General features: G+C 43.3%; 18 protein-coding genes. 9 read left to right on the top strand and 9 right to left on the bottom strand.

Translation table 11 applies throughout. From position 1 onward, the window contains the following. Positions 1 to 722 precede the first annotated feature (722 nt). The 6 genes from BBC0178_RS02010 (at position 723) to BBC0178_RS01985 (ending at position 9,011) form a co-directional block, all read left to right on the top strand. Positions 723 to 2,270 carry a class I SAM-dependent DNA methyltransferase gene (locus BBC0178_RS02010; protein ID WP_078039025.1) on the top strand — a complete coding sequence of 516 codons (1,548 nt, stop codon included), beginning with the start codon at positions 723 to 725 and terminating at the stop codon, positions 2,268 to 2,270. After that, positions 2,267 to 3,502: a restriction endonuclease subunit S gene (locus tag BBC0178_RS02005; RefSeq protein WP_078039024.1), complete on the top strand. Its 1,236-nt coding sequence runs from the start codon at positions 2,267 to 2,269 to the stop codon at positions 3,500 to 3,502. The genes BBC0178_RS02010 and BBC0178_RS02005 overlap by 4 nt, the downstream gene beginning before the upstream one ends. Continuing rightward, the gene (locus tag BBC0178_RS02000; protein ID WP_078039023.1) at positions 3,499 to 4,494 is read left to right on the top strand and encodes a DUF4268 domain-containing protein; all 996 of its coding nucleotides are present in this window, start codon (positions 3,499 to 3,501) and stop codon (positions 4,492 to 4,494) included. Before BBC0178_RS02005 ends, BBC0178_RS02000 begins: the two co-directional genes overlap by 4 nt. A 66-nt stretch (positions 4,495 to 4,560) precedes the next feature. Further along, entirely contained in the window at positions 4,561 to 4,983 is a 423-nt protein-coding gene (locus BBC0178_RS01995) for a hypothetical protein (RefSeq protein ID WP_078039022.1), read from the top strand. A gap of 17 nt (positions 4,984 to 5,000) precedes the next feature. After that, complete coding sequence (locus tag BBC0178_RS01990; protein ID WP_078039021.1) at positions 5,001 to 8,135, top strand: type I restriction endonuclease subunit R; 3,135 nt, start codon at positions 5,001 to 5,003, stop codon at positions 8,133 to 8,135. A 534-nt stretch (positions 8,136 to 8,669) separates the two neighbouring features. Next, positions 8,670 to 9,011: an antibiotic biosynthesis monooxygenase family protein gene (locus BBC0178_RS01985; RefSeq protein WP_078039020.1), complete on the top strand. Its 342-nt coding sequence runs from the start codon at positions 8,670 to 8,672 to the stop codon at positions 9,009 to 9,011. Between the two features lie 542 nt (positions 9,012 to 9,553). On the opposite strand, the gene BBC0178_RS01975 is transcribed toward BBC0178_RS01985, so the two are convergent. From BBC0178_RS01975 to BBC0178_RS01945, 6 genes are all read right to left on the bottom strand, one after another. Next, positions 9,554 to 10,276, bottom strand: coding sequence for an amino acid ABC transporter ATP-binding protein (locus tag BBC0178_RS01975; protein ID WP_078039018.1), 723 nt, complete (start codon positions 10,274 to 10,276; stop codon positions 9,554 to 9,556). Next, positions 10,269 to 10,919, bottom strand: coding sequence for an amino acid ABC transporter permease (locus BBC0178_RS01970; protein ID WP_078039017.1), 651 nt, complete (start codon positions 10,917 to 10,919; stop codon positions 10,269 to 10,271). The genes BBC0178_RS01975 and BBC0178_RS01970 overlap by 8 nt, the downstream gene beginning before the upstream one ends. A gap of 13 nt (positions 10,920 to 10,932) precedes the next feature. Further along, positions 10,933 to 11,598, bottom strand: a complete 666-nt coding sequence (locus BBC0178_RS01965) for an amino acid ABC transporter permease (protein ID WP_078040308.1) — start codon at positions 11,596 to 11,598, stop codon at positions 10,933 to 10,935. Next, positions 11,585 to 13,399: a cis-3-hydroxy-L-proline dehydratase gene (gene lhpI / locus BBC0178_RS01960; protein WP_078039016.1), complete on the bottom strand. Its 1,815-nt coding sequence runs from the start codon at positions 13,397 to 13,399 to the stop codon at positions 11,585 to 11,587. Before lhpI ends, BBC0178_RS01965 begins: the two co-directional genes overlap by 14 nt. Before the next feature lie 160 nt (positions 13,400 to 13,559). Beyond that, on the bottom strand, positions 13,560 to 14,372 hold the full coding sequence (locus tag BBC0178_RS01955) for an ABC transporter substrate-binding protein (RefSeq protein WP_077970286.1): 813 nt from the start codon (positions 14,370 to 14,372) through the stop codon (positions 13,560 to 13,562). A 749-nt stretch (positions 14,373 to 15,121) separates the two neighbouring features. Continuing rightward, the gene (locus BBC0178_RS01945) at positions 15,122 to 15,769 is read right to left on the bottom strand and encodes a GntR family transcriptional regulator (protein WP_149867398.1); all 648 of its coding nucleotides are present in this window, start codon (positions 15,767 to 15,769) and stop codon (positions 15,122 to 15,124) included. A 200-nt stretch (positions 15,770 to 15,969) separates the two neighbouring features. Between BBC0178_RS01945 and BBC0178_RS01940 the strand changes: the two genes are divergently transcribed. The 3 genes from BBC0178_RS01940 to BBC0178_RS01930 all read left to right on the top strand — a co-directional run bounded on the left by BBC0178_RS01940 (position 15,970) and on the right by BBC0178_RS01930 (position 19,316). Further along, a complete protein-coding gene (locus tag BBC0178_RS01940) occupies positions 15,970 to 16,935 on the top strand; it encodes a dihydrodipicolinate synthase family protein (RefSeq protein ID WP_078039013.1) in 966 nt (321 codons plus the stop codon). Between the two features lie 136 nt (positions 16,936 to 17,071). Next, positions 17,072 to 18,313, top strand: a complete 1,242-nt coding sequence (locus BBC0178_RS01935; protein WP_078039012.1) for an NAD(P)/FAD-dependent oxidoreductase — start codon at positions 17,072 to 17,074, stop codon at positions 18,311 to 18,313. Between the two features lies 1 nt (position 18,314). After that, positions 18,315 to 19,316, top strand: a complete 1,002-nt coding sequence (locus BBC0178_RS01930; RefSeq protein ID WP_078039011.1) for a 4-hydroxyproline epimerase — start codon at positions 18,315 to 18,317, stop codon at positions 19,314 to 19,316. A gap of 72 nt (positions 19,317 to 19,388) precedes the next feature. Here the strand turns inward: BBC0178_RS01930 and BBC0178_RS01925 are convergent, their stop codons facing one another. From BBC0178_RS01925 to BBC0178_RS01915, 3 genes are read right to left on the bottom strand one after another with little or no spacing between them, the layout of a single operon-like run. Next, positions 19,389 to 20,819: a glycosyltransferase family 2 protein gene (locus BBC0178_RS01925; protein WP_078039010.1), complete on the bottom strand. Its 1,431-nt coding sequence runs from the start codon at positions 20,817 to 20,819 to the stop codon at positions 19,389 to 19,391. Continuing rightward, the gene (locus tag BBC0178_RS01920) at positions 20,816 to 21,844 is read right to left on the bottom strand and encodes a HEAT repeat domain-containing protein (protein ID WP_078039009.1); all 1,029 of its coding nucleotides are present in this window, start codon (positions 21,842 to 21,844) and stop codon (positions 20,816 to 20,818) included. The genes BBC0178_RS01925 and BBC0178_RS01920 overlap by 4 nt, the downstream gene beginning before the upstream one ends. Beyond that, positions 21,844 to 24,699, bottom strand: coding sequence for a tetratricopeptide repeat protein (locus BBC0178_RS01915; RefSeq protein ID WP_078039008.1), 2,856 nt, complete (start codon positions 24,697 to 24,699; stop codon positions 21,844 to 21,846). The genes BBC0178_RS01920 and BBC0178_RS01915 overlap by 1 nt, the downstream gene beginning before the upstream one ends. Between the last annotated feature and the right edge of the window lie 113 nt (positions 24,700 to 24,812).

Here is a 24,812-nt window from a genome sequence, read left to right as displayed (position 1 = left end):
TTCTATCTTTTTTGAGAAATTTTTTTGCTATTGTTTGACAATTTTTTTGCACTTTTTCTTTGTTTGCGTTTTATGGCGATGAAGATTGGAAATTTAACGAGTGTTTTAAAATAAAAATTATTTATTTTGTCTATTAATTAAATGGCATCAGTTTCCAATAATAATTTTTCTAATACGACGCATATTTCGATATTTAATATTGTGAATAGAGGCGTATTTTTATGAAACGGATATTTCCAATGGCATTTTTTAAATTAGTATAAATTATAGCGTCGTTTATTGCGCGATATAAATTTGTCGTTTGCTAACAGAAGAGCAAATAAATGATCACAAAGACACAGTTTTTGTTGCTTTCGCCTTTCGCGTCGATAAGCGCTGCTCAACGTAAATAAGGTCGAGACTGTTTCAGGCTGACAACACAAAAAAATTTTAAACATTAATTTCTGATAAATGAGGCTGAGCCGCCAAAATTGACTTCGCCAGATAGATCGTGAGCTATCTCATAGCTTTAAATTTTTTGCCAAAACAGCGATTGTTGGCGCATTTCAACGTGCGCATAATAGGTGTTCACATATTTTCTTTTTTGCTACCTACATTGCTGATATTGTTATCTTATTTCAAATTTTGAATATATTAATCAGCTAATTGGCCTTGCTCCGCTTTCTAAAGCTCTTTAGAAATGGCATTCACAAACAATCCACTAAAAAAGAGGTGATCGCTCTATGGCGGACCATAAAAAGAAAACACCGGATTTGGATTTTACTGCTAAGCTTTTTAAGGCAGCTGATAAATTACGCGGCAGTCTGGAGCCGTCGGACTATAAACATATCGCGCTTGGTTTGATTTTCCTGAAATATATTTCTGACGCCTTTGATGCGCGTTATCAGGAATTGCGGTGTGAAAAATATGCCGACCCGGAAGATCCCGATGAATATTTGGATCACAATGTTTTCTGGGTACCGAAAGAAGCGCGCTGGAGCTATTTGCAAGCCAACGCGAAGAGTCCTGAAATTGGCTTGTTAATTGATGGCGCGATGACAGCGATAGAAAATATTCCAGCCAATAAAAGCCTGAAAGGCGTTTTGCCGAAAAACTACGCTCGCCCGACGCTGAACAAAACCATGCTGGGCGAGCTGATCGACTTGTTCGCTAAAATCGGCATGCATGATAAATTTGACGAGGCGAAAGACTTGCTTGGTCGCGCCTATGAATATTTCCTGTCGCAATTTGCCGGTGCCGAGGGCAAGCGCGGAGGCGAATTTTTTACACCCCGTTCTGTTGTGCGTACATTGGTTGAGATGTTGGAACCTTATAAAGGCCGCGTTTATGACCCGTGTTGCGGCTCGGGCGGTATGTTTGTGCAATCCAAAAAATTTATAAATGAACATGGCGGCGACCGCAGAGCCATTGCTATTTACGGACAAGAAATCAACTATACCACATGGCGCCTTGCCAAGATGAATTTAGCGATTCAGGGCATCGATGCCATAATTCACTGGAATAATGAAGGCAGCTTTCATAAAGATGAATTTCCCGATTTGCGTTTCGATTACATATTGGCAAACCCGCCTTTTAATACTTCCGATTGGGGCGGCGAGCGGCTGGTTGATGATGTCCGCTGGAAAAAATATGGCATTCCACCAAAAGGAAATGCCAATTATGCCTGGTTAGAACATATCATCCACCATCTCGCGCCACGTGGTACCGCCGGCGTTGTGCTGGCCAATGGTTCGATGTCAAGCCAGCAATCAGGCGAAGGGGAAATTCGCAAAGCACTCCTGGAAGATGACAAGATCGACTGTATGGTGGCATTGCCGGGGCAATTGTTTTTCTCGACACAAATTCCCGCTTGTTTGTGGATTTTGGCCAAGAATAAGAGTGCCAATGGCCATCGAGAGAGAAAAGGCGAAGTGCTCTTCATTGATGCCCGTAAAATGGGCTTTATGGTAGATCGTGTCCGGCGTGAATTGTCTGACGTTGACATAGCCAAGATCGCTTCAACCTATCATCGCTTCCGTGCGAAACCTGAAAAAGGATTTGATCCTTATCAAGACGTGCCGGGTTTTTGCAAGGCGGCAACGTTGGAAGAGATCAAAGCCAATGATTATGTGCTGACTCCCGGCCGCTATGTTGGAACGGAAGAGGAGGAAGATGATGGTGTACCTTTTGAGGAAAAATTCGCTGCCTTAAAAGAGAAATTGTTAGGGCTGTTTGGCGAAAATAATAAACTTCAAAGGAAGCTAAATAATTTTCTATCTTTAAAGAAATGATGTACTTTTTTGACGAAATAGAACTAGGTGAGTTTATAGAACTCAAAAGAGGCTATGACCTTCCTTACACCAAGCGCAATAAAGGAAACATTCCTATTGTGACCTCGTCCGGCATCAATGATTTTCATAATGTTCCCATGGTACATGGGCCAGGTGTTGTGACTGGGCGATATGGAACAATAGGTGAAATTTTTTATCTCAACGAAGATTTCTGGCCATTAAATACAACTCTTTATGTGTGTGATTTTAAAGGAAATAACCCTAAATTTGTATATTATTTTTTAAAAACGATTGATTGGCAGCAATTTAATGACAAAAGTGGTGTACCGGGTATAAACCGGAATGATGTTCACGCTTTAATTGTTAAAGTTCCATCTACAGTAAAACATCAAACGCTAATTGCTGATGCTCTTTATTTGTTTGATCAGAAAATCGAACTCAATAAAAAGATGAATGAAACGCTGGAGCAAATGGCGCAAGCAGTGTTTCAGGATTGGTTTGTTGATTTTGGTCCTGTCAAACGCAAAGCAAAAGGCATCACTGATCCCGTTGCTATTCTTGGGGGCTTTATCCCCGATACCGCAAAAGCGCAAGAAATCGCCAACCTTTTTCCAGATCAATTTGCAGAGAATGGGCTGCCTGAAGGGTGGGTACAGTCCAAGCTCGGACATGAATTTAATGTTACTATGGGTCAATCACCACCTGGATCAACATATAACGAAATTAACGAAGGGTTGCCATTTTTTCAAGGTCGCAGGGATTTTGGTTTCAGGTTTCCGAAAAATCGCGTTTACTGCAACAAACCCTCACGTATAGCCGAGAAAAACTGGACGTTGGTTAGCGTTCGCGCTCCTGTCGGTGATATTAATCGGTCTCATGAAAAGAGCTGTATTGGACGAGGCGTTAGTACATTGATCCATAAATCAGGGTTGGCATCTTATACTTATTATTATGCGCTGGCTTTGAAACGAGTTTTTGAACATTATAATTCGAATGGAACTGTATTTGGATCAATTAATAAGAAGCAGCTTGAAGATATAACCATATTAGCTCCCAATTTATCTATTGTTCAGACGTTTGATGATTTAATAACAGGCGTTGATCAGTTTATTTTGAATAATACAGATCAAAACCACACACTCGCCGAAATGCGGGATTTATTATTGCCAAAGCTGATGTCAGGTGAAATATCTGTTGATGAGTTGGAAAAGAAAATGGGGGGTGTTTTATGAGTTTACCTTCACTTGGTTCTCTTAAAAAAGTTGATGTACGCCACATCTGGCAAACAGAAGCGCAGCATTTCACGCCTTGGCTTGCCCAAAACCTTGATATATTGGCCGAAACGCTGGATATGGAACTTGAAATAGAAGCGCAGGAAAAGAATGTGGGGCCATTTCGTGCGGATATCCTCTGCAGGGATACACTCGATAAGAGCTGGGTGTTGATTGAAAACCAATTGGAGCGCACTGATCATCTTCATCTTGGCCAGTTGTTGACCTATGCCTCTGGCCTTAAAGCTGTAACAATCATCTGGGTTTCTACGCATTTCACCGAAGAGCACCGCTCGGCACTTGATTGGCTTAACAATATTACCGATGACCAGTTCAAGTTCTTTGGCCTTGAGGTAGAGCTATGGCAGATTGGTGATAGTCCTGTGGCCCCCAAGTTCAATATTGTTTCCAAACCGAATGATTGGTCACGCTCGGTCGGGCAAGCTGCCCGTCAAATCGAAACGGGCACATTGACCGATATCAAGGCGGCACAACTCGAATTTTGGACGCAACTTGCGGAAAAGCTGAAAGAAAATTCTCATATTCGCCCGCAAAAACCTATGCCGCAACATTGGGCAGTTTTTCGCATTGGCCGCTCCGGCTTTCACATCAGCGGCCTTCACAATACACGTGATAAATGCATTGGCGTCGAGCTTTATATCGATCATCAAAACGCCAAGGATTTTTATAACCAACTCTATGAACAAAAAAATGACATTGAAGCAGAGATTGGTCATGAACTAATATGGAAAGAGCTACCAAACAAGAGTGCATCCCGTATCATTCTTTATTTGCGCAATGTTGACCCTATGGACCGTTCACGCTGGGATGAGTACCAAGATTGGTTGATCAAATATATAGAGGCTTTTGACCGTACTTTCCGCAACCGCATTCGCAATCTGGAGGCTTCCGATATGGGGGGCGACGATGATGATTTGTCGGAGCCTTCATAATCCTTTTGCAATCCCACAAAAAATGTAAAAATTAAAATCCTCCCTGATTTTGATATGGAGTTTTTTATGGATCGCGCTGACCTGAAAAAAGAATTGCTGAACAGGTTTGATAGCTTTGCATCAGAGCATCCCGACGGGCACCAGAAGAAAAAGATGAATCGTTATTTTGTACGCGGTTCCGGGTTGTGTTTTGCTTTTGAAAAGAACGATGGGCGAGCACATATAGTGGACGATGTGGCTGCACATATATGGTGCCCAATGAAAGTCGCTGCTTATGTTGAAGGCGTCAAGAAAAAACCATACCCCGCTTCTCGTCTTTGGACAAAAACAAATGCATCAGGCAAAAAACTCTATGGTCGCCATTCCGGTCTTAAAGCGACTAAAGAGCTTCGTGATATTGATTTGATTAGATTTACGCCATTGACACTTGACGAAGCCGAGCGCGTTATAGAAGGTCTTAAAAAAGCAGCCGAGCATAAAATCACGTAAGGGGGGGAGAGGTGAGGATGAACGAGTGCGATATTGAATGCGCAGGTTTGGAATATTTCGCCGAGCTTGGCTATGAAATTGTCGACCCCAAGGCGTCAAGCCCTGATGGAATCTTGCCATTGCGTAAAGCCTATGATGAAGTTATTCTCACCAAAAAACTTCTTGATGCCTTGGCGCGCATCAACCCGACAATTCCGGAAGATGCACGCCTTGATGCCTTGCGTAAAATACTGGCTGTTGAAACGCCTTCACTCGTTGAAGAAAATCGCCGCATCCACAAAATGATTATTGAAGGAGTTGATGTCGAATATGCCGATGATGATGGTGTGATCATTGGCAATAAGGTGTGGTTGATTGATTTCAAAAATCCTGAGAACAATGACTTTTTGGTTACAAATCAGTTTACCGTTGCTGAAAACGGTTTCACGCGGCGTCCTGATATCGTTGTTTTTGTCAATGGCCTGCCATTAGGCGTGATCGAATTAAAAAATGCTGCTTCCGAACAGGCAACTTTGAGCAATGCCTTTAACCAGTTGCAGACTTATAAAAAGCAAATTCCTTCCCTCTTTCGCACCAATGCGGTTTTAGTGACTTCTGATGGGCTTTCTGCACGCATTGGTTCACTGACTGCGGAGGAAGAACGATTTATGCCATGGCGCACCGTAACAGGTGCTGATGGTGATTTTACGCCAGCCGGCCCACGTGAATATGAAACGCTGATAAAAGGTGTTTTTGAAAAAAACAGATTTTTACGCCTCATTAAGGACTTCATCGTCTTTGGTAATAAAGGCAATGGGCCGTTCAAGATTGTTGCCGGATATCACCAATATTATGGTGCATTAAAGGCACTCAATCGCATTATTGCAGCAGCTGCTTGCGATGGCGACCGTAAGGGCGGCGTCGTCTGGCATACGCAAGGATCCGGCAAAAGCTTGTTAATGGCCTTTCTCGGCGGACTTATCGTCAAAAGCCCCGAACTTGAAAATCCTACACTGGTGGTGCTGACGGATCGCAATGATCTGGATGACCAATTGTTTCATACCTTTTCTATGTGCCGCGACCTGATACGACAGACACCGGAACAAGCTGAGGATAGAGATAGTTTACGAAGAATGCTCGACCGCGCTTCCGGTGGAGTTATCTTTACCACCATGCAGAAATTCAGTACTCTTCCTGAAGAGAACGAATACCCCGTCTTGACCGAACGGCGTAATGTCATTGTCATGGTTGATGAAGCGCACCGTAGCCAGTATGGTTTTGCGGCAAAAATTGATCGTAAAACAGGTGAAACACGCTATGGTTATGCACATTATGTACGGCAGGCATTGCCGAATGCCAGTTTCATAGGTTTTACAGGGACTCCAATTGAACGTGCAGACATCAACACGCCTGCAGTTTTTGGCTCTTACGTTGATATTTATGATATTTCCCGTGCTGTTGAAGATAAGGCAACCGTGCCGATCTATTATGAAAGCCGTCTTGTCCGGCTCGAACTTGATCCCGCTGTACAGAAACAGATCGACAATGCCGTTGATGCAATGATTGAGGGTGATGAACCTTCCGAGCAAGAAAAGCAAAAATCCAAATGGACAAGCGTTGAAAAATTGGTCGGAGCGCCAAAACGATTGTCAAAACTTGCCGAAGATATGATTGCCCATCTCGAAGCACGCCTTCATGCAATGGCGGGGCGTGCTATGGTGGTTACAATGAGTAGGCGCATTTGTGTTGATCTTTATAATCAAATCATTCGCTTGCGACCTGAGTGGCATTCTGAAGATGACAACAAGGGTGCCGTCAAAATTGTAATGACGGGTTCAGCTTCCGACCCTTTAGACTGGCAACAGCATATAGGCAATAAAAAACGTCGCGATCTTTTGGCAAAAAGAGCACGTGACCCCGAAGATCCGTTAAAGCTGGTCATTGTGTGCGACATGTGGCTCACAGGCTTTGATGCGCCGCCTATGCATACAATGTATATTGATAAGCCGATGCGAAGTCACGGACTCATGCAGGCAATTGCACGTGTTAATCGTGTTTTCAAGGATAAGCCGGGTGGTTTGGTTGTCGATTATATCGGAATTGGCAACAATCTGAAAAAGGCATTGGCCGAATATACCCAATCTGACCGGGACAAAACCGGTATAAGCGAAGAAGAAGCGGTGAGTGCCCTGCAAGAATGTCTTGATGTGGTGCGTGATATGTATCACGGCATTGATATAAGCAAGGGCTATACAGGTACACCCTCTGAAAAGCTTGAAGCTATTGCCGATGCGATGGATTGGATTTTGAAGTTACAAAACGAATCCGCCGCAAAAGCCAAAGATGAGAAAGAAAAGAAACGAGCGCATCGACGTTATTTTGATGCGGTAACAGCGCTAAAAAAAGCAAATGCTTTGGCAAGTGCCAGTGAATTGGCTTTAAAAACACGTGATGAAATCGGTTTTTATGAAGCTGTAAGGGCCGCATTAGCGAAACCGACAGTGCGTGGAAAAATGAGTGATGAAGCACGCACAGCGGCTGTCAACCAATTACTGGATAAAGCTGTTGTTACTGCCGAGGTTGTCGATATCCTGAAGGCCGCCGGATTGAAGACACCGGAAATTTCTATTCTTTCAGATGATTTTTTAATAGAAATCCAGAATATGGAGCGTAAAAATCTGGCTCTGGAAGCATTGCATAAACTCCTTAATGGTGAAATTACCAGTCGCAGCAAAACCAACATTATCGAGGCGCGCGCTTTTTCAGACCGTTTGAAAGAAGCAGTGGCGCGTTATCATTCTAATGCAATCTCGACGGTTGAAATGCTGCAATCCCTTATTGATCTTGCTAAAGATATGCGTGCCAAAGTACAGGCCGGTATGGAAAGCGGATTAAGCCCCGCTGAAGTTGCTTTTTATGATGCGTTGGCCGAGAATAATAGCGCAGTGGAGGCCATGGGTGATGAGAAACTGCGGGTTATTGCTATAGAGCTGGTTAAAGCCATGCGGGCTAAGGTTACAATTGATTGGAACCATAGAACACAGGCCAGAGCTGAAATGCGTGTGCTCGTCAAGCGCTTATTACGTAAATTTGGCTATCCACCAGATTTGTCCGATGATGCGGTTAAGAACGTATTGGCACAGGCGGAAACCGTTTTAAACTGCCTTTGTTAACACCAATTTCTTTAAACATAACGGAAAATTTAAAAACGGCAGGTCTTTTTAGAATAATTTCGTACTTTTTGTACGGCGTGATAAATTCTCACCGCAAGAAATGTTAATTCTTTCCTATCTCTTTTAAAGATGAATGTAATTGTTTAAACGGAATTGAGAATTTTAATAATTAATCAATGCGACGTAAGTACTGCTTTAATGATATTCCAGAGGAAATCCGAGTTTAACTGAAAACACGGCTCTTGACTTACTCAACATTTCAAGGATGAGTGTTACATTGAGGGAATAGAGCAAGCCGCCAATGACGAAACCATAAATTCCGCGTTTGACTATTTTTTATAAGCTGTGGACTTGCACATCAAAACCAATTTAATTGTAAAATAATCTGAACAAGTTCTTATATACTTTTCTAACTTTACCATTCGACAACGACCAAATCGCAACAGAATTCATCTGGTAACATTAACACGCTGTTATAAAACATGAATTAGGTTATTCTGTTCGCATTGAAATTATACTCGGAGCCCCGATTGAATGACCAAGGCTTTTTCAAAAACTCCCCCGCCTCCCTATTACATTGTTGCTTTTTCTTCCCGAAAAACAGAAGGAGATAATGGTTACGCAGAAATGGCAAAGGCAATGGAAGAACTGGCGTTACAGCAACCAGGGTGCCTTGGTGCTGAAAGTGCCCGCGGCGATGATGGTTTTGGCATTACCAATTCGTTCTGGAAAGATGAAGAGAGCATGAAAGTTTGGAAAGCAAATGTCGACCATAAACTTGCCCAGAAACTCGGTCGGGAAATATTTTACTCGCATTACGTCATTCGCGTTGCAAAAGTGGAACGTGACTACAGTTTTGAAAAAGCAGACATATGAAATTGACTGATCCATGATCGATTTCAACATCACATCAAGTTTTTGATGACGAACTCTGCTTAGTTTTGAGGAAAAGCTTTGAAAATAGACTGATTATAAGACAGAGCTTTGATCAAAGACTCCTAAATTTAAATCAACTGCCCTTAAAGTCATGCTCTATGCATCTCTAAGCTTGTCTCTCCCTTTTACTGTAAGAGATAATGTTAAAGGATGAAGACGATTACAGAAAAATATAAGTGGCTGAAAATACTTTACATTTCAAATTATAAAAATATTTTTTCCGGTTTATTTTCAAGTTAAAATCAACAAATAAAATATTAATTACAATAATAATTTAATTTTTTTGTTTTAATGAAAATAAAAATATAAATTGTTTTAAAAACAATAAAATATAGTTCACACATGAATACAGACATTATTTTAACATAAAATAAAAATTTTACTTGCGACTTGATGTTTTTCGCAAGCCAAATTTTTCGTAAAAGATGAATTCTTTCCGGTGACAATAGATATGTTTTTTCAAACATATCTTTATATTATCATTAGCGAACAGACTGGAGAAAAGCGACCGTTTCCGGACGTTGTGGATTTCTGATGACCTCGTCGGGCGTACCGATTTCGTGGATTTGTCCTTGGTGGAAAAACGCCACGCGGTTCGAAACATCTCTTGCAAAGGAAATTTCATGGGTAACAAGAACCATTGTCATCCCTTCTTCTGCAAGCAGGCGCATAGTATCCAAAACCTCGCCAACAAGTTGGGGGTCAAGAGCGGAGGTCGCCTCATCAAAAAGCATATAATCCGGAGACATGGCAAGTGCACGGGCAATCGCCATACGCTGTTGTTGTCCACCGGACAATTTATTCGGATATACATCAAGCTTTTGCCCCAAGCCGACATGTTCTAACTGTTTGATGGCAATTTCCCTTGCCTGTTCTTTTGACATTTTCAAAACTTTACGAGGAGCCAAAGAAACATTCTCTATAACAGTCAAATGTGGGAATGCATTCCATTGTTGAAAAACAATGCCGATTTTCTGTCTTAATTTGTCAAGATTGGTAGATGGAGAAAATACATCCGTACCGTCGACTTTAATCGCGCCGCTATCAATTTTTTCGAGACCATTAATACACATCAACAATGTCGACTTTCCTGATCCCGAACCGCCGATAACGGAAACAACTTCACCCTTGTTAACAGTCATTGAAACGCCTTTGAGAACCTTTAAGGCACCAAAGGATTTATGAACATTATCAATCTCAATCATTTATCACCCATTTATTTTCAAAACGCGAACCAATGTTGGAAACGACCCAACTAATGACGTAATAAAAAATCCCTGCCAGAAAGAAGATTACGAATGGCTCGTTCAATCTGATATTCAATTGTTGGGAAGCGCGGAGCAGCTCGATAATTCCTATCCAGAAAACCAGAGAGGTATCTTTCATGACCGAAAGGGTAAGATTGAGCCAACCGGAAAAGCCTACTCTGACCGCAAGCGGTATGACAATATAAAAGACATCCTGCCACCAGCTCAAACCAAGAGAACGGCTCGCTCTACGCAAATTTCCCGGCACCGCCAAAATGCCTCCCCGCACAACTTCGGTACAGTAAGAAGCCGTGTAAAGGCCAAGTACAAAGCAGGCGACTGTAAAAGCACTCCATTTAATGCCGATAACCGTCTTGAAAGAATTGAACAAGACAAATTGTATTGGCAAAGGTACACAACGGGGAATATCCAGAAACCAGGCTAGCGGCATGGATATTTTCGGCATTCCAGCGCGAATGAAACCGAATATAATTCCTAAAGCCGTACCGATAGCCATTGCCGCCACAGTCAGTTCTATCGTGACAAGAGCACCATTTGAAAGATAGACAAGATCGCTCCAGGTAAGTTTTGTTGTAAACATCTGTCCCTCTCCATCAATATCTCAGAATTTTCCATGCCGATAATCTGGCGAGGATAAGCAGCATTTTTGACATGATGTAATAAATGACTGCAGCGGCGAAGAAATATTCGAATGTGCGGTAGGAAGAGTCAGCCAAAGTTTTGGTAACAGCCATCAAATCCTTGTCCAATCCTACAACAACACCGAGCGATGTCATCAGAAGGGCCCAGATCAACTGGTTGGTCAATGGATAATAGACAACCCGCAAAAGTTGGGGAACCACGACAAGGTGAAAGGACTGGAAGGCCGTCATTCCCAATGAACGAGCGGCGCATGTCTGGGTTTCAGGAACGGCTTGCAAACCTCCACGGAAATTTTCTGCCAAATATCCGGCACTGTTAAACGTTATCCCAATCAATAAGGCCCACCAGGATGAAATAAAAATGCCGAAAGCGCCAAAACCGAAATATAGAAAATAAAGCTGTAAAAGCGCCGGCGTATTACGGGCAATCGATATCCAGGTGATGGCAATTGCTGCAAGCGGACGATTGGTAGAGCGCCTCATAACCAACAGAACCAACCCTATGAGGATTGATAAGACCATACAAATGGCTGTTGTATAAAGGCTAACCCACGCTCCTGCCAAAAGCTGGTTGATATGTTGCCAAACTGTACCCCACTGGAATTTATAATTGAACATGGCTTTTACTTTCGTTTCCATGAGCCGTAAGCCAATACGGTGGTTTTACTTCAAATTTTCCTTCGACTGCCGCTTGAACGCAATTGGCAAGATCGGAAAAACGCATAGTGCATTTTGTCAATCCTGCTCCGTAATGGGCATATTTCCCCGAATTTGTAAGAATAGTTTTATGATTGTTCTTGATAATTGGTGCACCAATCATGCACCAACATGTATCTGTTATGATTGTGGCACCAAAATCTTGAAGACTTTGGAAAGAGTGATGCTTTTCAAGTTCTGATAAACAATGCCGGCCCATAGTAATGTAAAGACCGGTATTGTGAGATCTGGTTTTGTTTTGACAAAGTTTCGCAAGAAGAAGTGCTTCTTCGAGCGAAAAATGGGGATTGCCGAGTGCTACAAGATCAATTTTGTCAAACGCTGGTGCATTATTGACATTTCTATTGCCCGCATTCCCGTTAAGGACATGCCATGCCTCTAATAGCTCTCCCCGCCCGATGCGAAAAGTTTCCAAATCAAGATCAAGCCAATCGCGATTATCGGAAATTTCTGCTGTTATACCTTCAATATGAAACATCGGAGCCGCAGAGGTTGTGGCGAATGCCGCAGACATTGCTTTCAAATTATCCCGATTTGGATGAAGTCCGGATAAACCGTTGATCAAAGGGATATGCGACCCCGAAATCAGCCCTGTCTGATAGCCAAGCAAAGGATAGAAAGAGTCATCAATAGAGTCCGGCTTTTCAACAATAATTCGAATGGTTGGCATCCTGTTGGCTTTTAGATGGCAGCCTGTCTTCGGTGCGCGTCCGGTAATTGCAATACAAGCATCCATAAAGTCCGGATTTTTTTGGCTATGAGCCCCAATAATACTATTGGCAAAAACAACTGCATTCGATTCTGCCCAACCGATTTCCTGCCCTTTCAATGGGGCGGAACAAAGCAGATAGGGAGCACAGGTAAAGCTTTCTTCGGCTCCGATTGCCAAATAATTTTCGGCAAGACGCTTCGCCGGAAGGGCAATCTTTTCTGGAACCGGCTGACGGCTTCTATTTTGAAGATCAATCGAAATAGCATTCAGCGTTGTCGGAACGGCCACTCTGGCATCAAGCATTTTCAGCTTTTCCGAAAAAGCGAGAGCGCCTTTGCCGGTATAAATACAGGCGTCAATATGTGCTTGTTGCACATTGATGAGAGATTTCGCATTTTGAAAAACAGCCATTTTACAAATAACTGTCATGGCAAGTCGGGCAGCTTCGCCATGTTTTCCCGAAAGCAATTCCTGATCATATGATGTCAAATCAAGTGACGGAAATTCTGTAAGCGAAAGTTCTTCAGGATGAACATTCTCCTCATCAGCCTCTCCGGCTGCCATCAATCCATTATGACAAAGCTTAACCCGTTCCATTGCGGCAATCCGCTGAAACTTTGCCTTTTGAACCACCATTACAGGAAGAGAACGACCAAAGAAAATTTTGGCAACGAGAACGCCAGCCAATAATATACTATCTGTTTCGGAAAGAATAAGTGCCGCAGGTGCTTTACCGTTAAGAAGCAGTTCCAGAACAATACTGCTCCCCGTGCATGAACCACGCCCTGATGGCAAAAGAAATATCTTGCCCGAGATAGTTTGGCCTGAAAGCGGATGATGGCTATCAATTACTTTCCCAGTCTGCGGATCTATCCCGCCCCAAAAACTTAATGGCGTTTCTGTATAGAGAACCTCACCACAAGCATCCCCATCAATATAGGTTGTTCCCGAAATAAAAGTCGGGTCTGGATATTGGAGTGATCCTTGCATCAGAATGTCCTGGACAGTAATCCGGAGTAGAGATGAGACGCCTCATCAATTCTCTTCATTCACAAAATTTCATTGATTATTTCCGGACGAGTGTTTGACCACTCGTCCTTATCACGTTTCGATCAACAATAGACCAACCGTTCAACGATAGACTGGCGGTTCAACGATAGACGAGCGGTATTGTAAGATCGACAGGTTCGTTCTTGAACCACTTTTTATAAAGCTCAGCGTAACGACCGGTGCGTACCTGCTGGTGAACAAACAGGTTAAGATAATTGATGAAACCGAATTCATCACGTTTTGTCGCAATGGCGTAATAGTCCGGAATATAAGGGGCTACACCGGTGATAACGAGATCAGGGTAATTACCTGAATTGATAGCGAGTTGCGCAACGCTTTCGGTCAAGACCGTTGCGTCAATATGCCCTTGGGCGACAGCAAGAATTGTATCGTTTTGTGATTGGTAGGAGCTATAGCTGCCGCCACCCCATTTTTCAATGTCGGCTTTGAGTTTTCCCTCTTCATAAGTGCTAGCGGTATTACCGAGTTTCTTGCCCTTCAAATCCTCATAAGAAGAGATACCCGTATTCTTTCTTGTAAGAACGATCATCCGGTTGACCATATAAGGTATAGAAAAACCGACGACTTTTGCTCTTTCAAGTGTGTCCGACGTCGAAGCGATAACAACATCGGCCCGATCCGACATTAAAGCAGGCACTCTATCAGGAAAAGGCGTTTCCACAATCTCGGTTTTAACGCCGAGGGCTTTGCCCAAATCGTTACAATAATCAACATCAAAACCGATCGGCTGATTATTTGCATCACGTGATCCCATGGGAGCAAAATCAAGCGTTACGGCACAACGTAACGTTCCGGCACTGATAATATCGTCGACTTTATCTGCCAAAGCTTCACTTGTGATACCGGTAGCCAAAGCTAAACCTATAGCGGAAATGCGTGTGATGTTTTTCATGTCTATGCTCCCATTTTGTCATCGCTCACTTGTTGCTCGCTATCAAATTAAGACTTCCAGACGGACCATTTCTGATGATGGTTGTTCCCACTTAATGTTATATAGTTTTGTCTGTTGATCTATAACTGATATATCTCTATAAGATCACAGTTGTTTTTAAAGTGCAACCAAGAATTTTCAACTTGTGTAAAAACGCAATTTTATGTTTTGTTTCAAAGCAAAAAAATAACAATACCCAATCACCATTTACCATTTGATTTTACAATAGAAACAGACTGTTACGCTGACATTACTCGCGGAATGAAAATTCCGTTTGCAGATTGTTTGTAAAAAAATGAAATGAATTTTGCCTCTTCGAAAAGATGATCTCTAGTGAAAATATTTATCAAGGTGGCGATAGTAAGGAGGCTTTCCAAACCACCACAATTTTTAAGGGCGTGGGGGGCGCTCCATCATAGAAGGCAAATAGTATCAAACCCGAAATTTTTTAAATTTCGCTTCCGTTTTGACTATCAAATGGACCAAGGGGCAGTAAATTTCAAAAATCTGTCTGCGTCTCTTCCATGGTGGGGGAGAACGTCAAGGCCGGCTTCCCGCTTTTTATCAATTGATAAGAAAAGGAAGCCGGGATCAGCCTGATCCATATCTGACCTATACCAGTATTTGGCTACATCAGCACTTGGCTTATATCGGTTCTCATACAAGATTTTTATAAGAGACGTGTTTCAAGCATCAAAATAGTCTAGAAATCACGGGACCATTTTTCGTAAATGTTCCATCAGTTTCATTGCTCTATTGCCAGCTACATCCGGTTTACCGCTGACAATCCCTTCAATCAGTGAAATATGTGCATTGGCAGAGTTTATAATAGCTTCCTGTCCGCGGTAGAGACGGAACCAGAAACGTCGGGAATGGGTTTGCAAAGGTTCGACAACCCGAGCTGCAAATATATTGCCTGCGGCTTTACCTAATGTTTCATCAAAAAGCTTGTCCGCATCCAAAAAATTATAAGGATCATTTTCTTCAGCCGACTTTTTCAAATTCTCTGCCGCCATTTTCATTCGATCAATGTCAACGGCTCCGGCAAAACGCGCGGCATCCCGTGCAAGCAGAACTTCTATCCCCTGACGTACGTCAAGCACACGACCGAAGTCCTGTGGTTCAAGATCGGCAACACGAACTCCTGAACGGGGGCGAATTTCAAAAAAACCTTCCAATGCCAAGCGCTGAATAGCTTCCCTGACAGGAGTGCGCCCCATTCCGGTTGCATCAATCAGTGAACGTTCATTGACCACCATGCCCGGCTCGAGAGCCAATGTCACAATCATGCGTTCCAGACTTCTATAAGCTATGTCCGCCTGACTTTCATTGACTGCCATTACTTTCATATTTTCCATATCTACCTTTAATATATCACTTGACAAGCGTATTTTATATGATATTTTTTTGATATATCAATACCTCATAACATTGGGTAGTAATCAATATATCTGTGATTGCGGCGCTGAGTGCCACTGTCAATTTTGATATCAACAAATAAAATTTTACGGTCGCTTTGTGAAGAGGAACCGCGCAAGCGCCAAACAAGGGGAATATTATGGATTCTAGTATATTTTCAGGGGTCATCCCTGCATTAATGACGCCTTGCAAACAGGACAGGACGCCGGATTTTTCTGCTCTTGTTGCAAAAGCAAAAGAGCTTATCGCCACAGGGATGTCGGCTGTAGTCTATTGCGGATCAATGGGCGACTGGCCACTGTTGACCGATGAAGAGCGTATGGAAGGTGTTGAAAGCCTGGTTAATGCCGGAATTCCGGTCATTGTCGGCACCGGTGCGGTTAATACGAAAACCGCGGTAAGACATGCAGCTCACGCCCAGAAGGTCGGTGCAAAAGGTTTGATGGTTATTCCGCGCGTTCTCTCGCGTGGTAGTGTATTGGCTGCCCAGAAGAACCATTTCAAAGCTATTTTATCGGCAGCACCCGATCTTCCCGCCGTGATTTATAACAGTCCTTATTATGGATTTGCTACGCGCGCCGATCTTTTTTTCGCTTTACGGGCAGAACATAAAAACCTGATCGGCTTCAAAGAATTCGGCGGGGCTGACGATATGCTCTACGCCGCCGAAAACATTACAAGCCGTGACGATAATGTCTCTCTTATGATCGGTGTTGATACAACAGTTGTCCATGGTTATGTCAATTGTGGCGCTACAGGCGCGATCACCGGCATCGGTAATGTCTTGCCGAAAGAAGTCATCCACCTATGCCGTCTGTGTGAAGCCGCAGCAAAGGGAGATGTCGAAGCACGCCAACGTGCTGAAGAACTCGAACAGGCTTTGGCTATTCTTTCGTCATTCGATGCCGGTCCCGATCTCGTACTATTTTTCAAACATATGATGGTTTTGAAAGGCGACAAAGCTTATAAGCTCCATTTCAATGAAACCGACGAACTTACAGAAAGCCAGCGTGGATTTGTCGAAAAGCAGCTTAAGCTGTTTGATACATGGTATAAGAAATGGAGTGAATTGCCGGGAGCAGTTCAAAAATACAAAGTCGCATAAATAGCTCTTTGAACAACATCTGGCCGGATAAGACGTGAGCGAATTTTTATTTGTGACGCCGGCCAGATTAAAAATTTACATGATTGCATCAGCCCGAAAGACAAAAATCATAATGATCGGGGGAGGATAATAAGCGATGCAGGCGAAAAAGTCGGTTTCAATAATCGGAGGCGGTATCGTCGGCGTCGCTACGGCTGCCATTCTTTCTGAAAACGGATATGACGTTACCGTCATCGACAGAAGCGGGATATGTGAAGAAACAAGTGCAGGAAATGCGGGGGCATTTGCCTTTACGGACGTATTACCGATTGCGTCAAAAGGCATATTAAGAAAACTACCCGGATGGATGATGGATCCCTTGGGACCTTTCACAATCCGTCCGACATACTTGCCAAAACTTATGCCTTGGTTCATTCGTTTCTTGAAGGCAAGCCGAAAAAAAGCCCAATTGGAAACCATCAAAGCGCAAGTAGCAATCATGCGCCTTGCAGAGAAAGAAATGATGGGCTTGCTCGCCAGAGCCGAACTTTTGAACGAACTCGGAACCGAAGGTGAACTTGAGGTTTACGAAAGCGAAAAAGAATTTCAGGCAGCACTTCCTAGTTGGAATTGGCGTGAAAGTTTCGGCATAAAAGTACGCCATATCGATTCTGACGAATTGCACAATATGGTTCCCGGCCTTTCGAAACAATTTGTAAAAGCTTCCTATGTTCCTTCCTGGCGCAATGTGAAGGACCCGAAATTGTTCGGTAAAGCCCTGTGGTCCTATGCGAGCGGACTGGGCGCAAAATTTATCAAATTGCCGGTTCTTGATCTATCCCAAGACGAAGGCGGCGTTACACTGACAACCAGCTCTGAAAAAATCCGAAGCGATTTTGTGGTTGTTGCTTGTGGTGCGTGGTCAAATACATTTGCGCGGTCTCTCGGGGATAATATACCGCTTGATACCGAACGCGGTTATAATACGACATTACCGGTTGATAGTCTCAAGCTTCAACATCAGGTAACATTCGGTGGTCATGGTTTTGTTGTTGTTCCGCTCAGTACCGGAATAAGAGTTGGCGGGGCCGTTGAAATGGGCGGGCTTGATTTGCCTCCCAATTATAAACGCTCCCAAGCCATGCTGAAAAAAGCGAAGGAATTTTTCCCTGATTTGAAGCTCGAAAACGGGGTGGAATGGATGGGGTATCGGCCGTCGATCCCCGATGGTTTACCGGTTATCGATTATGCGAAAAACAGCCGGCGAATATTATATGCTTTCGGTCATGGCCATCTTGGCTTGACACAATCGGCAGCGACCGCCCGTCTCATACACAATCTCATTGAACATAAAGAGCCTGCTCTTTCAATTTATCCATTTCGTGCCGGGAGGTTTTGACATGGCGAAATATTCGTTTTTCTGTATTGATGGTCATACATGTGGTAATCCTGTTCGTCTGGTTGCCGGTGGCGGTCCGCTTCTGCAAGGCAACACCATGATGGAAAAACGCCTGCATTTTTTACGTGAATACGACTGGATCAGAACCGGTTTGATGTTTGAACCGCGCGGGCATGATATGATGTCCGGCTCTATTCTTTATCCGTCAACACGCGATGATTGTGATATCGGCGTTCTCTATATCGAAACTTCCGGATGTTTGCCCATGTGCGGACATGGCACAATCGGAACCGTTACAATGGCCATCGAATATGGACTTATTACGCCGCGCATTCCGGGAAAACTCAGTCTGGATACTCCTGCTGGAAAAGTCGACATTACATATGAGCAAAATGGCCCTTATGTGGAAAAAGTTCGCCTGACAAATGTGCCTGCTTTCCTTTACAAACGGGACCTTGAGGTCGAATGTCCGGACTTGGGCCTTCTTAAAGTGGATGTAGCTTATGGTGGTAATTTTTACGCCATTGTCGAACCACAAGAAAATTATACCGATATGGCCGACTATAATGCATTAGAGCTTATCGCATGGAGTCCAGTCTTAAGAAAAAGGTTGAATGAACTCTATAGCTTCCAGCACCCTCAAAAACCCGAAATCAATGTCTTGAGCCATATTATGTGGACAGGAAAACCGACAAAGCCCGGAGCCAATGGACGCAATGCTGTGTTTTACGGCGATAAAGCCATTGACCGCTCGCCTTGCGGGACCGGAACCTCGGCACGAATGGCACAATTGACAGCCAAGGGAATTCTGAAAGCCGGTGATAATTTTGTCCATGAATCGATCATCGGTTCTATTTTTGAAGGCCGTGTTGAAAAATTGACCGATGTAGAGGGGCTTCCGGCCATTATTCCATCCGTTGCGGGATGGGCCAGAATGACAGGCTTCAACACCATATTTATCGACGATCGTGATCCATATAAGCATGGTTTCGTCGTTAAATAAGCATAGAAATAATTACGAAGAACCATGTTTAAAACAGTTGCTCCAGCGGCTTTATACGCTGGAGCAAAAAATTTATTGGGCTGTTTTTTTCTTAACCTCGTCAAAACCGGTGCGTTTGATTTCGCCCCATGACGTTTTTCCCGAAAAATATTCTCCGGCGGCTTTTATCCGCCAGAATGTATTGATTTGACGATAGCCGAAACATTCAATGATTGAAGATAGAAAAAGAATAAATATGTATTTTGCTTTACGCAAAAAACCGAGATGCATTTGTTCAAGCGATATTGAAAACAAGCTGACGAATATTCCATACATAAACGCCATAAAAATGAACGAAAGTAAAAACTCGAACGTCATGGCTTTGAAATAAAAGACAATCGGAAAAAGAATATAGCTGAATAGTTCCAGCAGTGGATTTACAACATCTATAACAAACACCATCGGCATGCCGACAAAACCGATGCGTCCATAGCGTCTGTTGAACATAATGTCCTGATGGCGAAAATAAACTTCCAAAGCGCCTCTTTGCCAACGCGTGCGTTGTTTGGCAAGAACAGAAAGACTTTCCGGCGCTTCCGTCCAGCAAACAGCATCGGGCACAAAAGTAATACGATAATCGCGTTTGTTTTCCAGCATATATCGATGTAGCTTGATCACCAAATCAAAATCTTCGCCGACGGATCCCCGCGTATAACCGCCAACAGCCATAACCTCACGTCGGCTAAAGACGCCGAAAGCACCCGATATCAATGTTAAACAATTGACGTAACTCCACGCCACACGAGCCATTAAAAACGCGCGCAAATATTCCAGAATTTGAAAATAAACAAGAAAATTGAAGCGTATGGCAACGCGCGTCAATCGGCCGGAACTGATTTTGGAGCCATTGGCTATCATTACGCTCCCACCCACCGCAACTGTGCGCGCCGGATCGTCAATAAAAGGCTGGACCATGCGCAAAAGACCATCCGGCTCCAGAATAGTATCGGCATCCACCATGCAAAGAAGCGACATACGCGAAACGCTGATTCCGGCATTTTGCGCGTCTGCCTTGCCACCATTTTCTTTGTCGACGACGACAAGACGACCAAATTTTTTCGAAACATAAATATTACGGATGGGATTGAAAGCCAGAATTGTTTCATATTCTCTGTTGCTCTCTTCCAGTTCGAATTCTTTGATCAATTCGTCGAGCATGTTGTCTTTCGAGCCGTCATTAACGATGATGACCTCGAAAGCAGGATAGTCCAGCGAGATGAGAGAATAAACCGACTGGACGATGTTTTTCTCCTCATTATAAGCCGGAACGATGATCGAAATTGGCGGTGCAGTATCAAAATAACGGTGCCAAAGAAGACCATTCTTCGGCACCGAAGCACGACTGAAATAGGCATAAAGAGCCAAAAACAGCTGAACGAGCATGATAATGACCCACAAACTGAAAAAAACAAATATAATGGAAAATGTTACGGTAAAAAGCCAGAACTTTAGCGAGTCAATCATTCTATTTTCTCGCTCCTCAGAAAAAAAGCAGCTACCCTTTTTGCCCGTGGGCTTCCATTCTGTCTGGTATGTTCCAATATTTCGTGCCCACGATCTCCCGTCTTCAGTAATGCCTTGCCTGCCGCATAAAGTACCGGTAACGCATCATCATCCAGAAGATTTGCAAATACCTTGTTAAATTGTTCGATATCGATTTCCTCGTCATTCAACGAAACGGTTTCGTTATACCGGTCATCAGCCTTATCGTCTTCAGGTATTTTGAAAATTGGTTCTCTGTATTCTTTGGAAGAAGATAAATCATTGTTGCTCGCAATATTAATTTTTTGTGTCATTGCTAGCGATAAAGTTTCAAAGCCGGCATTTTGGGCCAAGATATTAATTGCATCGCAGCGCATGAGCGGTGGCATAATTGTTAGACTGGCCACATTGGTCAGTTTTTCAACACGACTTTCATTTTCCACATCAGGTCTTAAATATTTACTTACGTTTGTTTTGGAGTTCGGCAGGCTTGAAACAACATCATAGAGCCACCATGGAGCATCATTCTCCATTAAAGCGATAGCCGAAGCGAGACGAACTTTTTGCGAAACATCCTTTAACCCGTCATGCAAAACTTGTTGAGCAGTTTTATCCGGAAACAATGCAAGAGTTTCGATAATTTGCACACGCTTCGAACGTAAAGAAAAACGCATTTTTTTGGCTAACACCTTAACCAAACCTGTTTGAATAAAATATTCTATGGCCAATTGATGCTTTTTTTTATCCGGAATAGCCCGGAAGTAAGGCACAAGACGCATAAGTTGCCGCGTTGAAAATTTTTTCTTCTGTTTTGAAGATATTTTGCCCTCTTCCAGACTATCCAAAAAGGTCTCGAATTTTTCTCTGAGTTTGATCATCTGCTTGCGGTTGTTGACCATCCTGAAATGAAAGACGATCATGACGACCAGCATCAATACCGCGAGGCAAGCATAAAAAAGGCCTATAAAAATTGCCCCCATTATCCATTGAATGTTAATGTTGATCATCAAAAACGCCGCGTCAAATTCAAACCATAAACCAAGCGATTATAAGCATTCGTACGCTGTTCCTTGGACAGGTTAGCACCAATTGTTAAGTCTTCTGTTATATCGAACGCGATATTTCCGAATATCGTCTTTGTCGGGATAAGAACATCACCTGACGATTCCAGAGTACTCGAATATCCTATATTAAAGTGAAACCGGTCGACAGGATTGGTCTCTGCGCGCAAAAGATAGCCTCCCGAATGTTTGTTCTTCTGGTCAAACACATTAATCCATTGGGCAAATATGGTCATACGATCTTTGAAGAAAGTCTGCCTCAAGCCGGGAGTTATAGTTTTGACAACGCCATTGTCATACCATTCGCTTTTGGTATCGAGTGTCGCTCCGAGCATGCCCACTTTTCCCAGTCTACCAATATTGCTGCTACCACCCGCGCGTAAAATATATCGTGCCAGAAAATCTGCATCCGGTGTGACAACCCCCGCCAAATAACCCCAAACAGCCGGTCGGAATTGATGGGCAATTGCAAGCTCGAACTGCTGGTCATCCATATTGAAGCGATTGGAAAGACCTAACCGGCCAGTCAATATCGTTGCTTCTGACAATTGATAGGAAAGCGCCACGCCACCTTCCCGCCAGTTTTTATAAGGTGCAGTCAACTCGCTATAAGTACTATCAATGTCAAGACGCCACCGTTTACGGATAGGCCTTTGAATACGCTCGAGAGTTTCTCTATTGTCAGGAGCAATTATACGGGCCTGATCGTAATCATTAACGGCTTCCCGATCACGTAAAAGGCCACGTTTGGCATCCCCCATGCCTAACCATGCCTGAAGATTTTTGCTGTTTTTCTCCAAAATGCGGTTATAGACTGTGATTGCCCGCTTATATTGATGTTCCGCCATATAAAGCGACGCGTCGGACAAAGCCACCTCTTCGTTTTCAGGGTGCCGAAGCAACAATGCATCAATACGATGTCTGGCTAGCGCATAATCATTTTGCCAAAGCGCTACATTCACTTTGCCAAGCGAGGCTTCAAGAGCATCCGGCGAAATTTCGAGAGCCAGATCAAATATCTTATCGGCTTCAGCAAATTTCTTCTGAAACGATAGAACATTGCCGAGCTTTATTAACAGATCAACATTTTGAGGCGTTAGGGATAAAGCCTGTCGATAAAGAGCTTCCGCATGGGCGAAGTTTTTTCCTGAAGCAACAATTTGCGCTGCTTGTTGAGCGAGATGATTACTCTCGACGAGCTGCGGGTTATCTTTTCCCGTTCCATTGGACGAATTGCCGGTACCGCCATGTTTGGCGATTTTGTTTTTTGAAGCGATCGCGCGTTCAATGTCTTTTAACAGGCTCGTCAATTCTTCATTGTCGGGTGACTGCGACAATGCCATTTCACAAAGAGCTTTTGCTTTATCAAGTTCGCCTTTCCAATAGGCGATACGTGCCAAGCCCAAATTCGCATCGATGTAATCTGGTGCTATCATTAAAGCCCGACTAAAATTTTCTTTTGCCGCATCCAGATCTCCTAGCGCAAGAAGTGTGAGCCCCAATTGAACAAGGATATCCGCATTGTCCGGTTCGAGAGCTAAAGCAGCTTCAAAATGCTGTTTGGCAAGGTCAAAATGCTGGGCTTTCCGTTCATTGCTGCCAATTTCGTATAACTGCCCCACAGTTTTCTGTTCATTGTCCGAAACATCACTCAATGGTTCTCCAGACAAGTTTTCGTTCTTAATTTTATCTTCCGTCTGTGAAAATTTTATGGCAGCGTCTATACGGAATTTGAAGTCGCGCGCAATTGAATTTTCCGGCTCTATCGCTATGACGTGATCGACCATTTCCTTGGCTGCAAAGAAATCTCCTTGCCAATACAATATTGCGGCTTTTCCCAGTTGTGCCAAGCTCAGCGTTGGCGCTAAACCCAGAGCTTTTTCGAAATCTGCTTGAGCTTCCTCCACTTTGCCCATAGTGAGAAATATAAAACCGCGTTTGGCCAAATCACCAGCCACACTACGATCAGGAACATTTGACCGGATGGCGGCAGAAAGTCTTAGAAAATAATTGCTCGTCAGGTTTTCACTTATAGTGTCGGGTAAATTGTCTGATCCGGCATTTTTCTCAACTTTGTCATAATCTTTATTGCCAAAGTGCAGATTTATTGATTTCAAATCATTTATGGATGGCGAACGGATGACGGAACTCGCTCTGGTCGTATGTTCAAGCTTTTTCTGAAAAACTATGGCATTCAATATTTCTGTTTGAAGCGACTTCACTTCCTCATTATCCGGCTTTAGTGCCAATATTTCTTCAGTGTAATGCTTTGCCTCTTCAAGATTGTTATGAGCGTAATCTATTTTTACTAAACCGGTTTTTGCCTCGATATCATCCGGAACCATTTCAAGGAGTTGACGAAATATCGGTTCGGCTTTGTCAAGCTCGCCGAGCCCCATGAAAGATAACCCCAATTCTCTTAAAATATCTGGATTGTCGGGTGATAAAGCAGAAGCTTTTTCCAGTTTTTCTATTGCTTCTTTATAATGACCCTGTTGTCGCGCTTGATAGCCCTGTTCAAAAAGAACTTTGACATCACTATTAATTAGAGAGCGGCTTTTAACTCCGGGTGGTGACGCTTTTTCCAATGGAATATCAAAATTCAAAGGCTTTCCAGCACGCGCCATGGATTTTGCATCTGCCAGTTTCTGATGGTTGCGAACTGGCCAAAACTTATCATTTGCCTGTGCTCCGGACGGCACCTGCGCAAATGCCGACGCGGTAAAATATACTCCTGAAGACGAAATAATCGTTATCAGCAGTCTGAAAAAAAGTTTATCATCGCCTCTATGGCATGCCACTTAACCACCATGCTTCTCGTCAGAAAAAAATTACACTCGTGTTCTAACAAGAATTTTTATTTGTATATATTGCGACCCACAAAATATGACCTAATTCTAAATAAATCTTTTAT

The sequence above is a fragment of the Ditibartonella apihabitans genome (assembly GCF_002007485.1).
Lineage (GTDB): Bacteria > Pseudomonadota > Alphaproteobacteria > Rhizobiales > Rhizobiaceae > Bartonella > Bartonella apihabitans.
The sequence above is the reverse complement of the archived record's forward strand: the minus strand, read 5'-3'. Positions and strand labels throughout refer to the sequence as shown.